Below are 11901 nucleotides of genomic sequence, written 5' to 3'. Positions count from 1 at the left end.
TCGGCCGACCCGACCGCCACGGCCGCAGGGAACAGGAATCATCATGAGCGACAAGGCCCGCACTCTCTTCGACGCGCTCGACCTCGACCACGACGGCACCCTGACGCGTGTCGAGGTCATCGACGCCCTCCGGGTCAAGGGCCCGACCCTCGCCGCGCAGGGCGTGATCCCCTTCTGGGGCGTGGGGAACGCCGACGAGGCCTCGGCCCTGTTCGACGAGGCCGACCAGAACGGCGACCGCGTTCTGTCGTTCGAGGAGTTCGCGACCCTGGTCGACCGCCGCTTCGGCTGGTGACGGCGGACCACGACACGGGGACGGAGGCGGGGACCGGGACTACGAGGGGGACGGACCGGGCCGGCGCCGGGGCAGCGAAAAGCCGGCACCGCGCGTCGACGCGCGGTGCCGGCTCGGGTTCAGGAGATCTCGGGAAGCACCCCGGTGACCGGTGCGGCCAGGTCGGTGAGCTGGTGGAGCTGGTTCACCTCGTTCACCCGGTTGAGCCCACCCAGCTGACCGGCGATCCCGGGGAACTGCGCGCGGGACTCCTCGGGGAGTCCGGTCGTGGTGAGGGCGTCGAGCTCGCTGATCGGGCTGATCGGCGGGCCGAGCGGGCTGGTGGTGGCGACGGCCTGCGCCGCGGTGCCGCCGAGGCACGAGAAGGCGGCGGCGACGGCGAGGACTGAGGAGATGCGTCGTGTAGAGGTCACACCCACACAACGGCGCTCCTCGCCGGGGGGACACGGCCGCCCTCCGCCGACCGGTGACTCGGCGTGGCGACGCGGGGGATCGGGAGCGGATCGGTGATGCTCCCACCGTCGTGGAAGGAGCGCCCGAGGATGCGCAAGCTGCTGGCCGACGCGGCCCACACGCTGGTTCCGCCGCGGGGCGACCGGCACGGGCCGCTGCCACCGCTCCTGCTGACGCTGACGGTGGTGACCGGGCTGGTGGACGCGGTGAGCTACCTCGGGCTCGGGGAGGTCTTCGTGGCCAACATGACCGGCAACGTGGTGCTCCTCGGCTTCGCGCTGGCGGGCACGGCGGGGCTCTCCGTGCCCGCCACCGCCGTGTCGACGGCGGCGTTCCTCGTCGGCGCGGTGGCCGGTGGCCGCTTCGGCGGCCGGTTCGCCGGGCACCGCGGGCGACTGCTCGCCTCGGCCATGAGCGTGCAGGTGGTGCTCGTCACGGCGGCGCTCGTCACCGCGACCCTGGCGGACGACGGGCCGGCCGACCCGGTCCGGTACACCCTGATCGTGCTTCTCGGGCTCGCCATGGGGTTGCAGAACGCGGTCGTCCGGCGCCTCGGTGTCCCCGACCTGACCACGACCGTGGTGACCCAGACACTGACGGGCCTCGCCTCGGACTCCGCCCCGAACCCCACCCCGGACTCCACCCCGAACCCCGCCCCGAGCTCCGCTCCGGGCTCCCCCCACGACTCCGCTCCGGACGGCGGGGCCGGACTCCGGCGCGGTCGTCGGATCCTGTCGGTCCTGGCGATCCTCCTCGGCGCCCTCGTGGGCGCCCTGCTGCTCCGGGTCTCCCTGACGCTCGTCCTGGGGGTGGCGCTGGCGCTGCTCGCGACGGCCGTCCTGGTCACGCGTCGTCTGTCGGCCACCGACGCGGCATGGGTCAGGCCCTGACCTCCCGTACGGGATGACGGCTGAGGATCGAGACGCGGTTGAAGGCGTTGATGGTGATCGCCACCCAGATCACCGCGGAGATCTCGTCGTCGTTCAGGACCTCCCGGGCCAGGTCGTAGGCCCGCTCCTGCGCGAGGGAGTCCGCCGGGTCGGTGGTGGCCTCCGCCAGGGCGAGGGCCGCGCGCTCCCGCGGGGTGAAGAGCTCGGTGTCCCGCCAGGCGGGGAGCACGCCGAGGCGCCGGGTCGTCTCCCCGGCGCGGAGCGCCGCCCTGGTGTGCACGTCGAGGCAGGAGGCGCAGCGGTTGATCTGCGAGACACGGAGGTTGACCAGTTCCACCAGGACGCGGTCGAGGCCCGCCTCGGCGGCGGTCGCGCGGACGGCGTCGGCCGTCGCCACCAGGGCCCGGTAGGCCGTGGGACTCTGCTTGTCGAGGTAGACCCGTCGACCGTCCCGGACCACTGTCACGTCGTTCACCCTGCGCTCCTTCGACCGACCCGTGCGCGTCACGGGTTTCGGGGCTATGATCATCCATAGTTGTTGAAAACAAAACTACATTCTCGGTGGACGAGATACGAGAGGGGTCGGGCATGGACGACACGGAGGTGCAGGTCCTCGGCGCCCGGGACGTCCCGCTGGGCGGCCCGCGCGCCATGACCGTACGGCGCACCCTGCCCCAGCGGTCCCGGACGCTGATCGGAGCATGGTGCTTCGCCGACCACTACGGCCCCGACGAGGTCGCCGAGTCCGGCGGAATGGACGTCGCTCCCCACCCGCACACCGGCCTGCAGACGGTGAGCTGGCTGTTCAGCGGCGAGATCGAGCACCGCGACAGCCTGGGCAGTCACGCGTTCGTACGGCCCGGGGAACTCAACCTCATGACCGGCGGCCACGGCATCAGCCACACCGAGGTCTCCACACCGGGCACCACCGTCCTCCACGGGGTGCAGCTGTGGGTGGCGCTGCCCGGCGAACACCGCCACGCCGACCGCGACTTCCAGCACCACGCGCCGAAGCCGGTGCGGCTGGAGGGGGCGGAAATCCGGGTGTTCCTCGGCTCACTGGCCGGTGAGACCTCCCCCGTCCCCACCTTCACGCCCCTCCTCGGCGCCGAACTCCTCCTCGCCCCCGGCGCCGCGGTCACCCTCCCCGTCGACCCGGCGTTCGAGCACGGCCTGCTCGTCGACGAGGGAACCGTCCGCCTCGGCGGCACCTCGCTGCGCCCGGCCGAACTCGGCTACGTCCCCACGGGGCACGACGCCCTGACCCTGACGAACGAGTCCGACCACCGCGCGCGGGCGGTCCTCCTGGGCGGCACGCCGTTCGACGAGGAGATCGTCATGTGGTGGAACTTCATCGGCCGCAGTCACGCGGACATCGTCGAGGCCAGGGAGGAATGGGAGCGCGCCTCCGAGCGCTTCGGGCACGTCGACGGCTACCCCGGCGCGCGACTCCCGGCCCCGGCCCTGCCGAACGCCGCCCTCACCCCCCGGGGAAACCCGCCCCGCGCGTGACCACCGACCCGGGGCCGACCCCCGATCCCCACCGACCCGCGACGCAGACAAGGCAGATCATGAGCGAGCAGAGGCCCGAGCAGGGAACCGCGCAGGAGACCGATCGGGAGACCGGGCGGAAAGGCCCGGCCCCCGTCGTCCGTCGCGTCGACCCCCGCCATCGTTACGAGATCCTCGTCGACGACCGGCGCGCCGGTCTCACGGCGTACCGCGACCGCGACGACCGGCGCGTCTTCTTCCACACCGAGATCGACGACGCCTACGCGGGCCAGGGCCTCGCCTCGATCCTGGTCGAGCAGGCCCTGACCGACGTGCGTGCCTCCGGGATGCGGATCGTGCCGGTCTGCCCGTACGTGGCGAAGTTCCTGAAGAAGCACGAGGAGTTCGCCGACATCACCGACCCGGTGACCCCGGAGATCGTCCAGTGGCTGGACGGGCGGCTGGGCCGCTGACCGCGCCCTCCCCGGTCGCCCGGCCCCTCGGGCCCGGGCGGCCGGGGAGGGAGTCCACCCGGCCTCCCGGGTCGGCCGCCCGGCTCAGCCGGCGACCGGGGCGAGGACCACGAAGTCGGCGTTCGACGGGTCGAGACAGACGGCGAGCCGGCCGACGCCCTCCGCGTCGTCCGGTCCCATCTGGACGTTTCCGCCGCTCGCGGTGACCTTGGCGACCGCGGCGTCGCAGTCGTCGACGGCGAAGACGGGGTGCCAGTACGGCCGCCCGTGCGCGAGGGCGAGGTCCGCCTCGCTCAACTGCATGAGGCCGCCGTGCATCCGCTCCTCGGGAAGTCCGGCGGGGGTGATCAGGGCGTACGTGCCCCCACCGCCGGGCAGTTCCATGTCGCTGAACTGCCAGCCGAAGACGGCGCCGTAGAACTCCTTGGCGGCCGCGGCGTCGCTCGTGTACAGCTCGGTCCAGGACAGTGAACCCGGCTTGTCGACCAGGTCGACGCCCTTGTTCGTTCCCGGCTGCCACACGGCGAACTGTCCGCCCAGCGGGTCGCTGTACTGCGCCATGCGGCCCCACTCGTCGAGATCCATCGGGGCCACCCGGACCGTGCCGCCCGCCTGCTCGACCGCCCGGGTCGTGGCGTCCGCGTCGGTGACGCTGTAGTAGATCATCCAGGCGGAGCGGGCACCCTCCTCGGTGAGCTTGCCGAGCCCGGCGACGATCTTCCCGTCCTTGCGGAACATCCCGCCTTCCATCTCCTCCGACTCCCCCATGGACTCGTACTCCCAGCCGAGCACGCCGCCGTAGAAGGCCGCGGCGGCCCCGACATCGGGGGCACCGAGGTCGAGCCAGCAGGGCGAGCCGGGTACGAAGTCAGTGGTGATCATGGCGATGACCTTTCGCAGAGGCGGTACGCCCCCAGGCTCGCACCGGGACCCGCCCCTCGCCCGTCGGCGCCGCTCCGCCCGCCCCGCCCGCCGGGCCCGGGCGGCGACCGCCGGCGACGTCCCGCCGCCGCGGTCCGCTCAGGGGGACACCCGGTCCTGCAGGGCCGACTGCCAGGCGGGGGCGGGGACGCTCGGCTTGCTCTCCGGGCGGCGGCCTCCCTGGGCGAAGAAGTCGACCAGCGGCAGCAGGGCCGCGCCGACGGTGACCGCCTCGGGGCCGAGCGTGCCCATGCCGACGGCGGTACGGCTGGCCGGGTACCGGAGCGCGTACTCCATCGCGTAACCGGTCACGGTCTCCAGGAATCGGGTGCCGAGCTGGAGACCGGCCCAGCCGCCGACGAGGATGCGGTCGGGCTGGAAGAGGTTGATCAGGTCGGCGAAGCCGGCGCCCAGGTACTCGGCGGTCTCCTCCAGGACGGAGAGCGCGGTCGCGTCGGGGTCCGTGCCGGGGTCGACGGGGTAGGCGGCGGTGAGCATCGCGGTCAGGGCGGTCTCCTCGTCCGCGCCGGCCGGGGGTTGCCCACCGGCCTCGCACCAGCGCGCGAGGAGGGCCTCGGCACCCGCGTACGCCTCCAGGCAGCCCTGGGCGCCGCAGCGGCAGCGCCGGCCCCTGACCCGTACGGTCAGATGCCCCCATTCGAGCGCCCGGCCGGGCCCCATCGGATCGGTGAGCACACAGGCGCCCACGCCCGAGCCGAAGAGGACGACGACCGCGCTGCGCGCCCCGCGCCCGGCTCCGAACCACATCTCGGCCTGGCCGAGGGTCTTGGCACCGTTGTCAATCCAGTAGGGGACGGCCTCGGGCAGTTCGACGGCGGCGCGGAGCAGACGTTCGAAGGGGACCGCGTCCCAGCCGATGGTCTGGCCGTGCACGACGGCGCCGTCCCCGGCCTCGCGGGAGACGATGCCGGGGACGCCCACGCCGACGCCGATGAGCCGCTCGGCGGGAACGTCCGCGGTACGCAGCACCTCCGCGATGCCCTCACGCAGATGGGCGACGACGAGGTCGACGTCGTAGCGGGCCGTACGGGGTCCCGAGCTCGCCAACGGACGCTCGGTGCGGGCGAGTTCGGTGAGCGTGAGATCGAACAGCTCGATCCTGATGCGGGTTTCGCCGATGTCGACGCCGATCATGAAGCCGCTGGCGGGGGTGATCCGTACGAGGGTGCGGGGGCGTCCGCCGGCGGAGTCGACGCTGCCGGCCTCCTCCACCAGGCCCTCGGCGACGAGCTCCGCGACCACGTTGCTGACCGAACCCGAGCTGAGGCCGGTCGCGGGGCCGAGCATGAGGCGGCTCATCGGTCCGTCGAAGTACAGCCTCCGCAGCACTGCGGTGCGGTTCTCGCGCCGCAGGTCACGCACCGTGCGGCCACTTCTCGCGTGCACTTTGGTCCCCGTCTCTGAAGTCGTTCGTTGCAACATACCCGCACTACAAGCCTTGACGCGACCTTCTCATGGGGTTTAACTCACATCCTAAATTAAGCCGATGTTACGGCGGGCGCTCCAGCAGCCCACCGCTTCGGCATCCCCGTCATCCCCGAAAGGGCCCAGGAGCCATGCGCAGATTCAGAGCCGCTGTCACCGGTGCCGTCTCCCTCTCCCTCGCCTTCACCGCGACCGCCTGTGGCGGCGGTGAAGGAAGCGAGGCGTCGCCGAAGACCCTCACCTACTGGGCCTCCAACCAGGGCTCCAGCCTCGAGGTCGACAAGAAGGTCCTGCAGCCCGAGCTCGACCAGTTCGAGGAGGAGACCGGGATCAAGGTCAAGCTGGAGGTGATCCCGTGGTCCGACCTGCTCAACCGGATCCTCACCGCGACCACCTCCGGCCAGGGCCCCGACATCCTCAACATCGGCAACACCTGGAGCGCCTCGCTGCAGTCCACCGGCGCCCTGCTGCCCTGGGACGCGAAGAACCTGGAGGCGATCGGCGGCAAGGACCGGTTCGTCGACTCCGCGCTCGGCTCCACCGGTGTCCCCGGCAAGGAGCCGGCCGCCGTCCCGCTGTACTCCATGGCGTACGCGCTCTACTACAACAAGGCGATGTTCAAGGAGGCCGGCATAACCAAGCCGCCGACCACCTGGGACGAGGTGGCCGCCGCCGGCAAGAAGCTCACCAAGAACGGCAAGGCCGGCATCGGAGTCGAGGGCTCCAACCTCTCCAACAACATCCACCAGGTCTTCGTCCTCGCCAAGCAGCACGGCGCCGACTTCTTCACCGCCGACGGCAAGGCCGACTTCACCTCCGACGGGGCCGTCGCCGCCGTCAAGCAGTACGTCGACCTCATGGCCACCCAGAAGATCGTCGCCCCCGGCAACGCCGAGTACGCCCAGAACCAGTCCCTCAGCGACTTCGCCAAGGACAAGACCGGCATGGTCCTGTGGCAGACGCCGTCGCAGACCTTCGCCTCCCAGGGCATGGGTCCGGAGGAGTGGGGCGTCGCCCCCGCCCCCGTCCCCTCCGGCAAGCCCGGCACGGGCAAGCAGACCAACTCGATGGTCGCCGGCATCAACATGGCCGTCTTCAAGAACACCAAGAACCTCGACGGCGCGCTGAAGTTCGTGAAGTTCATGACCAGCGACGAGGAGCAGATCCTCCTCAACAAGGCCTACGGCTCGGTCCCGCCGGTCAAGAGCGCCCAGAAGGACCCGGTCTTCGCCGACCCCTCGCTCGCCGTCATCCGCGACACCCTCGCCACCAGCGCCGCCGCCCTGCCGCAGGTTCCCGAGGAGTCGCAGTTCGAGACCGTCGTCGGCACCGCGGTCAAGGAGCTGTTCGCCGACGCCGCCGCCGGGCGCCCGGTCACCACGGAGTCCGTGCGGGCCAAGCTCGAAAAGGCCCAGCAGCAGATGCCCAAGAAGTAGGCCACACCTCCATGACCCAGACCGCCGTCACTCCCCCGAGTGAGCGCGCGGTGCGCAAGGCCACACCCGGAGGGGCACGCGCACCACGCCGCTCCGGGCGTCGCCGCATCGCACTGCCGTACCTGCTGCTCCTGCCCGCCCTGCTCCTCGAACTCCTCGTCCATCTCGTCCCGATGCTCATGGGCATCACCATGAGCTTCAAGGAGCTCACCCAGTTCTACATCCGGAACTGGTCGGAGGCGCCCTGGTCGGCTCTCGACAACTACACCGTCGCGATCGACTTCGACGCCCCCGTCGGCCAGGCACTGCTCAAGTCCTTCTTCACGACGTGCCTGTTCACCGTTCTCTCCGTGGGGCTGTGCTGGTTCCTCGGGACGGCCGCCGCGATCTTCCTCCAGGAGAACTTCCGGGGCCGCGGCTTCCTGCGGACCCTCTTCCTCGTCCCGTACGCGCTGCCCGTGTACGCCGCCGTCATCACCTGGGCGTTCATGTTCCAGCGGGACAACGGCCTGGTGAACCACGTCCTGCACGACCAGCTGGGCATCGGCGACAGCCCCGCCTTCTGGCTCATCGGCGACAACAGCTTCTGGGCGCTGCTCGTCGTCTCCGTGTGGAAGGGCTGGCCGTTCGCCTTCCTCACCGTCATGGCGGGACTGCAGAACATCCCCCGCGACATGTACGAGGCGGCGGCCCTCGACGGCGCCGGCGTGTGGAAGCAGATCCGTCACATCACCCTGCCGTCGCTGCGCTCCGTCAACCAGGTCCTCGTGCTCGTCCTCTTCCTCTGGACGTTCAACGACTTCAACACGCCGTTCGTGCTCTTCGGCAAGGCGGCGCCCGAAGCCGCCGACCTGATCTCGCTCCACATCTACCAGTCGTCCTTCCAGACGTGGAACTTCGGCACCGGTTCGGCGATGTCCGTACTGCTGCTGCTCTTCCTCCTCGTCGTCACGGGCGTCTACCTCCTGCTCACCACCCGCGGAAGGAAGACCTCCGATGTCTGAGCACGCTTCCCGGCGAGCGGTCGTCCACCGCTCCCCCATGGCGGCACCGCGCTCGTTCCTCTGGACGCGGCGGATCTTCCTCACCCTGCTCACCGCCTTCGTGGTGCTGCCGGTGTACGTCATGGTCTCCAGCTCCCTCAAGCCGCTGGAGGACGTCTCGGGCAAGTTCGAGTGGATCCCCTCCGGACTCACGATCCGCCCGTACTTCGACATCTGGGAGACCGTCCCGCTCGCCGACTACTTCGTGAACTCGATCGTCGTCGCGGGCGCGGCCACGGTGTTCTCGGTGGCCGTCGCGATCTTCGCCGCGTACGCCGTGAGCCGTTACACCTTCCGCGGCAAGCGGGTCTTCACGGTGACGGTGCTGTCCACCCAGATGTTCCCCGGCATCCTCTTCCTGCTGCCGCTCTTCCTCATCTACGTCAACATCGGCAACGCCACCGGCATCGCCCTCTTCGGCTCCCGCGAAGGTCTCATCCTCACGTATCTGACCTTCTCGCTGCCGTTCTCCATCTGGATGCTGACCGGCTACTTCGACTCGATCCCGCGCGAGCTCGACGAGGCCGCCAAGGTCGACGGCTGCGGCCCGATCAGCGCGCTGTTCCGCGTGATCGTCCCGGCCGCGTCCCCCGGCATCATCGCCGTCGCCGTCTACGCCTTCATGACCGCCTGGGGCGAGGTCCTCTTCGCCTCCGTCATGACCAACGACACCACCCGTACCCTCGCCGTCGGCCTCCAGGGGTACGCCACCCAGAACGACGTCTACTGGAACCAGGTGATGGCCGCCTCCCTCGTGGTGAGCGTCCCCGTCGTCGTCGGCTTCCTCCTCCTCCAGCGCTACCTCGTCGCCGGCCTCACCGCGGGTGCGGTCAAGTGACGTCCTTCTCCACACCGATCACGAAGAGGTTTCCCGTGTCCGAATCCACCGACGCCCGCACCGCGCTCGACCTGGAGGCCTTCCCGCCGAACTTCGCCTGGGGCACGGCGACCTCCGCCTATCAGATCGAGGGCGCCGTCGCCGAGGACGGCCGGGCCCCGTCCATCTGGGACACCTTCTCCCGTGTCCCCGGCGCGATCGACAACGGCGACCACGGCGACACCGCCTGCGACCACTACCACCGCTGGCCCGAGGACATCGCCCTGATGAAGGGCTTCGGCACGGACGCCTACCGGCTGTCCGTCGCCTGGCCGCGCGTCGTCCCCGGCGGCGACGGCCCCGTCAACAAGGCCGGGCTCGACTTCTACGACCGGCTCGTCGACGGACTCCTCGACGCCGGGATCACCCCCTCGGTCACCCTCTACCACTGGGACCTCCCGCAGGCCCTCCAGGACCGGGTCGTGGACAGCCACGGCGGCTGGACCGAGCGCGCCACCGCGGAGCACTTCGCCGCGTACACCTCGGTCGTCGCGGAGCGCCTCGGCGACCGGGTCACCCAGTGGGCCACGCTCAACGAGCCGCTCTGCTCGGGCTGGATCGGTCACCTGGAGGGCCGCATGGCCCCCGGTCTGACCGACCTGACGGCCGCCGTCCGCGCCTCGTACCACCTCCTCCTCGGCCACGGCCTCGCCACCAGCGCCATCCGCGCCGCCGCTCCCGGGGCGCAGATCGGTCTGGTCACCAACCACTCCACCGTCGAGGCCGCCTCCACCCGGCCCGAGGACATCGCCGCCGCCGCCCGCGCGGACGGCCACACCAACCGCTGGTGGCTCGACCCGGTCTACGGCCGCGGCTTCCCGACCGACATGCGCGAGCTGTACGGGGTCGAGCTGCCCGAGCGCCCCGGTGACCTGGAGACGATCGCGGCCCCGCTGGACTGGCACGGTCTCAACTACTACTTCCCGGTCACCGTCGCGGACGACCCGAGCGGCCCCGTCCCCCACGCCCGCGAGGTGCGCCTGCCGGAGGTGCCCCGCACCGGCATGGACTGGCAGATCGACGCCGGCGGCCTGGAGACCTTCCTGCTGCGGCTCACCGAGGACTACGGCGTACAGAAGCTGTACGTCACCGAGAACGGTTCGGCCTTCCCCGACACCGTCGGCCCGGACGGCGAGGTCCACGACCCGGAGCGCACCCGCTACCTGGAGCAGCACCTCGCGGCCTGCGCCCGCGCCGTCCGCAAGGGCGCCCCGCTCGCCGGCTACTACGCCTGGTCCCTGCTCGACAACTTCGAGTGGGCCTACGGCTACGACAAGCGCTTCGGCCTGGTCCACGTCGACTACGCCACCCAGCGGCGGACCGTGAAGACGAGCGGTCGCCGGTACGCGGACATCATCCGCGCCCACCGGGAGGCGACGGCCGGCTGACGTGACAGCCGCGTCCCGACCGACGTGAAGGCCGCCCCGGCACTGCCGGGGCGGCCTTCCGGAACCCCGGCAGCACCCACCCCTCTCCCCGGCTTCCGCACAGGAGCGCCCCATGGCCGCCAGTGCCGTCCCCTCCTCTCCCCCCGGACCCGACGACGCCGACACACCGGCCGACGGGCGGTTGCGTCAGGTCCTCGGTCGGGTGACCGTCGTCCGGGGGACCGCCCTCGGTGGGGGCCTCTACAACTCCGCCCGACTGCTCGAACTCGACGACGGACGCCGTCTGGTGCTCAAGACGGCGCCCCCGGCGGACGCCCCCGCCCTCACCCACGAGCAGGGTCTGCTCGGCACCGAGGCGCTCTTCCACCGTCTCGCGGCCGGGGCGGGCGCCCGGGTCCCCACGGTCCTCCACCACGAGCCCGCAGGACCCGGGGTCCCCTCCGAGTGGCTGCTCCTGTCCTACCTCGACGGCACCACCTGGGCCGACGCCCGCGAACGGCTCACCCCGGCCGATCACGCCGCGCTGCGCCGCCGGCTGGGCGCGACCCTGGCCCGTGTCGCCTCGGTCACCGGCCCCGCGTACGGGTACCCCCGGCGCGACCCCGGTCTGTCGGCCGCCGACTGGCCCTCCGCGTTCACCGCCATGCTCCGTGCCGTCCTCGACGACGCGTCCCGGTTCGGCGTCGCCCTGCCCGCTCCGGCCGAGTCCCTCGCGGAGCTGCCCGTCCGCTTCGGCCACCGGCTCGCGGAGGTCCGCCGCCCCGCCCTCGTCCACTTCGACGCCTGGGAGGGGAACATCGTCCTCGGCCGGGCCCCGAACGGCGTTCGCGAGGGCTCGGGCCAGGTCGCGGACACCGGCGCCTGGCGTCCGATCGGTCTCATCGACGGCGAACGCGCCTTCTTCGGCGACCCCCTGGCCGAACTCGTCGGGCTCGACCCGCTCGGCTCGGCCGAGGACGACGCCGGGCTGCTGGCCGGCTACCGCTCCGTCGCTCCCGGCCTGACCGTCGACGGCGGCGCGCGGGTCCGGCTCGCTCTCTACCGGGTGTACCTCGCCCTGGTGATGCGCGTGGAGTCGGTTCCGCGGGCCTACGGCGGGGATTTCGCGGCCTGGCTGGACACCTGGTCCGCCGACCGCGTCACGGAACAACTCGCCGTACTGGACGTCCTGGAGAGGTGAGGCGCGGG

Annotated in this window: 13 protein-coding genes; 9 read left to right on the top strand and 4 right to left on the bottom strand. The window is 71.5% G+C overall.

Going from position 1 to position 11901, the window contains the following annotated elements; genetic code table 11:
- Positions 1–43: 43 nt before the first annotated feature.
- Positions 44–295: an EF-hand domain-containing protein gene (locus tag IE311_RS17965; RefSeq protein WP_189832709.1), complete on the top strand. Its 252-nt coding sequence runs from the start codon at positions 44–46 to the stop codon at positions 293–295.
- Positions 296–414: 119 nt separating this feature from the next.
- On the opposite strand, the gene IE311_RS17960 is transcribed toward IE311_RS17965, so the two are convergent.
- Positions 415–714, bottom strand: coding sequence for a hypothetical protein (locus IE311_RS17960; protein ID WP_229901989.1), 300 nt, complete (start codon positions 712–714; stop codon positions 415–417).
- A 123-nt stretch (positions 715–837) separates the two neighbouring features.
- Between IE311_RS17960 and IE311_RS17955 the strand changes: the two genes are divergently transcribed.
- Positions 838–1638 (top strand): YoaK family protein, encoded by an 801-nt coding sequence (locus IE311_RS17955; RefSeq protein WP_189832708.1) that lies wholly within the window; start codon positions 838–840, stop codon positions 1636–1638.
- On the opposite strand, the gene IE311_RS17950 is transcribed toward IE311_RS17955, so the two are convergent.
- A complete protein-coding gene (locus tag IE311_RS17950; protein WP_229901988.1) occupies positions 1628–2113 on the bottom strand; it encodes a carboxymuconolactone decarboxylase family protein in 486 nt (161 codons plus the stop codon). The two genes, IE311_RS17955 and IE311_RS17950, sit on opposite strands and share 11 nt — an antisense overlap.
- 113 nt (positions 2114–2226) lie before the next feature.
- Between IE311_RS17950 and IE311_RS17945 the strand changes: the two genes are divergently transcribed.
- Both IE311_RS17945 and IE311_RS17940 read left to right on the top strand, forming a co-directional pair.
- Complete coding sequence (locus tag IE311_RS17945) at positions 2227–3150, top strand: pirin family protein (protein WP_189832706.1); 924 nt, start codon at positions 2227–2229, stop codon at positions 3148–3150.
- 59 nt (positions 3151–3209) lie between these two features.
- Positions 3210–3602 (top strand): GNAT family N-acetyltransferase, encoded by a 393-nt coding sequence (locus IE311_RS17940; protein WP_229901987.1) that lies wholly within the window; start codon positions 3210–3212, stop codon positions 3600–3602.
- Between the two features lie 84 nt (positions 3603–3686).
- Here IE311_RS17940 and IE311_RS17935 read toward each other — a convergent pair whose 3' ends face one another.
- Positions 3687–4484 carry a VOC family protein gene (locus tag IE311_RS17935; protein ID WP_189832705.1) on the bottom strand — a complete coding sequence of 266 codons (798 nt, stop codon included), beginning with the start codon at positions 4482–4484 and terminating at the stop codon, positions 3687–3689.
- Positions 4485–4622: 138 nt separating this feature from the next.
- Positions 4623–5966: an ROK family transcriptional regulator gene (locus IE311_RS17930; protein ID WP_373313892.1), complete on the bottom strand. Its 1344-nt coding sequence runs from the start codon at positions 5964–5966 to the stop codon at positions 4623–4625.
- A gap of 134 nt (positions 5967–6100) precedes the next feature.
- Between IE311_RS17930 and IE311_RS17925 the strand changes: the two genes are divergently transcribed.
- The 5 genes from IE311_RS17925 to IE311_RS17905 all read left to right on the top strand — a co-directional run bounded on the left by IE311_RS17925 (position 6101) and on the right by IE311_RS17905 (position 11893).
- The gene (locus IE311_RS17925) at positions 6101–7405 is read left to right on the top strand and encodes an ABC transporter substrate-binding protein (RefSeq protein WP_189832703.1); all 1305 of its coding nucleotides are present in this window, start codon (positions 6101–6103) and stop codon (positions 7403–7405) included.
- 11 nt (positions 7406–7416) lie between these two features.
- Positions 7417–8409, top strand: a complete 993-nt coding sequence (locus IE311_RS17920) for a carbohydrate ABC transporter permease (RefSeq protein ID WP_189832702.1) — start codon at positions 7417–7419, stop codon at positions 8407–8409.
- Between the two features lie 37 nt (positions 8410–8446).
- The gene (locus IE311_RS17915) at positions 8447–9286 is read left to right on the top strand and encodes a carbohydrate ABC transporter permease (RefSeq protein ID WP_189832755.1); all 840 of its coding nucleotides are present in this window, start codon (positions 8447–8449) and stop codon (positions 9284–9286) included.
- A 35-nt stretch (positions 9287–9321) separates the two neighbouring features.
- Positions 9322–10713 (top strand): GH1 family beta-glucosidase, encoded by a 1392-nt coding sequence (locus IE311_RS17910; protein ID WP_189832701.1) that lies wholly within the window; start codon positions 9322–9324, stop codon positions 10711–10713.
- A 112-nt stretch (positions 10714–10825) separates the two neighbouring features.
- Positions 10826–11893 (top strand): phosphotransferase family protein, encoded by a 1068-nt coding sequence (locus IE311_RS17905; protein WP_189832700.1) that lies wholly within the window; start codon positions 10826–10828, stop codon positions 11891–11893.
- Positions 11894–11901: the final 8 nt, after the last annotated feature.

Origin of the sequence: Streptomyces zaomyceticus (assembly GCF_014656215.1) — a bacterium.
Classification (GTDB): Bacteria; Actinomycetota; Actinomycetes; order Streptomycetales; family Streptomycetaceae; genus Streptomyces; species Streptomyces zaomyceticus.
The sequence above is the reverse complement of the archived record's forward strand: the minus strand, read 5'-3'. Positions and strand labels throughout refer to the sequence as shown.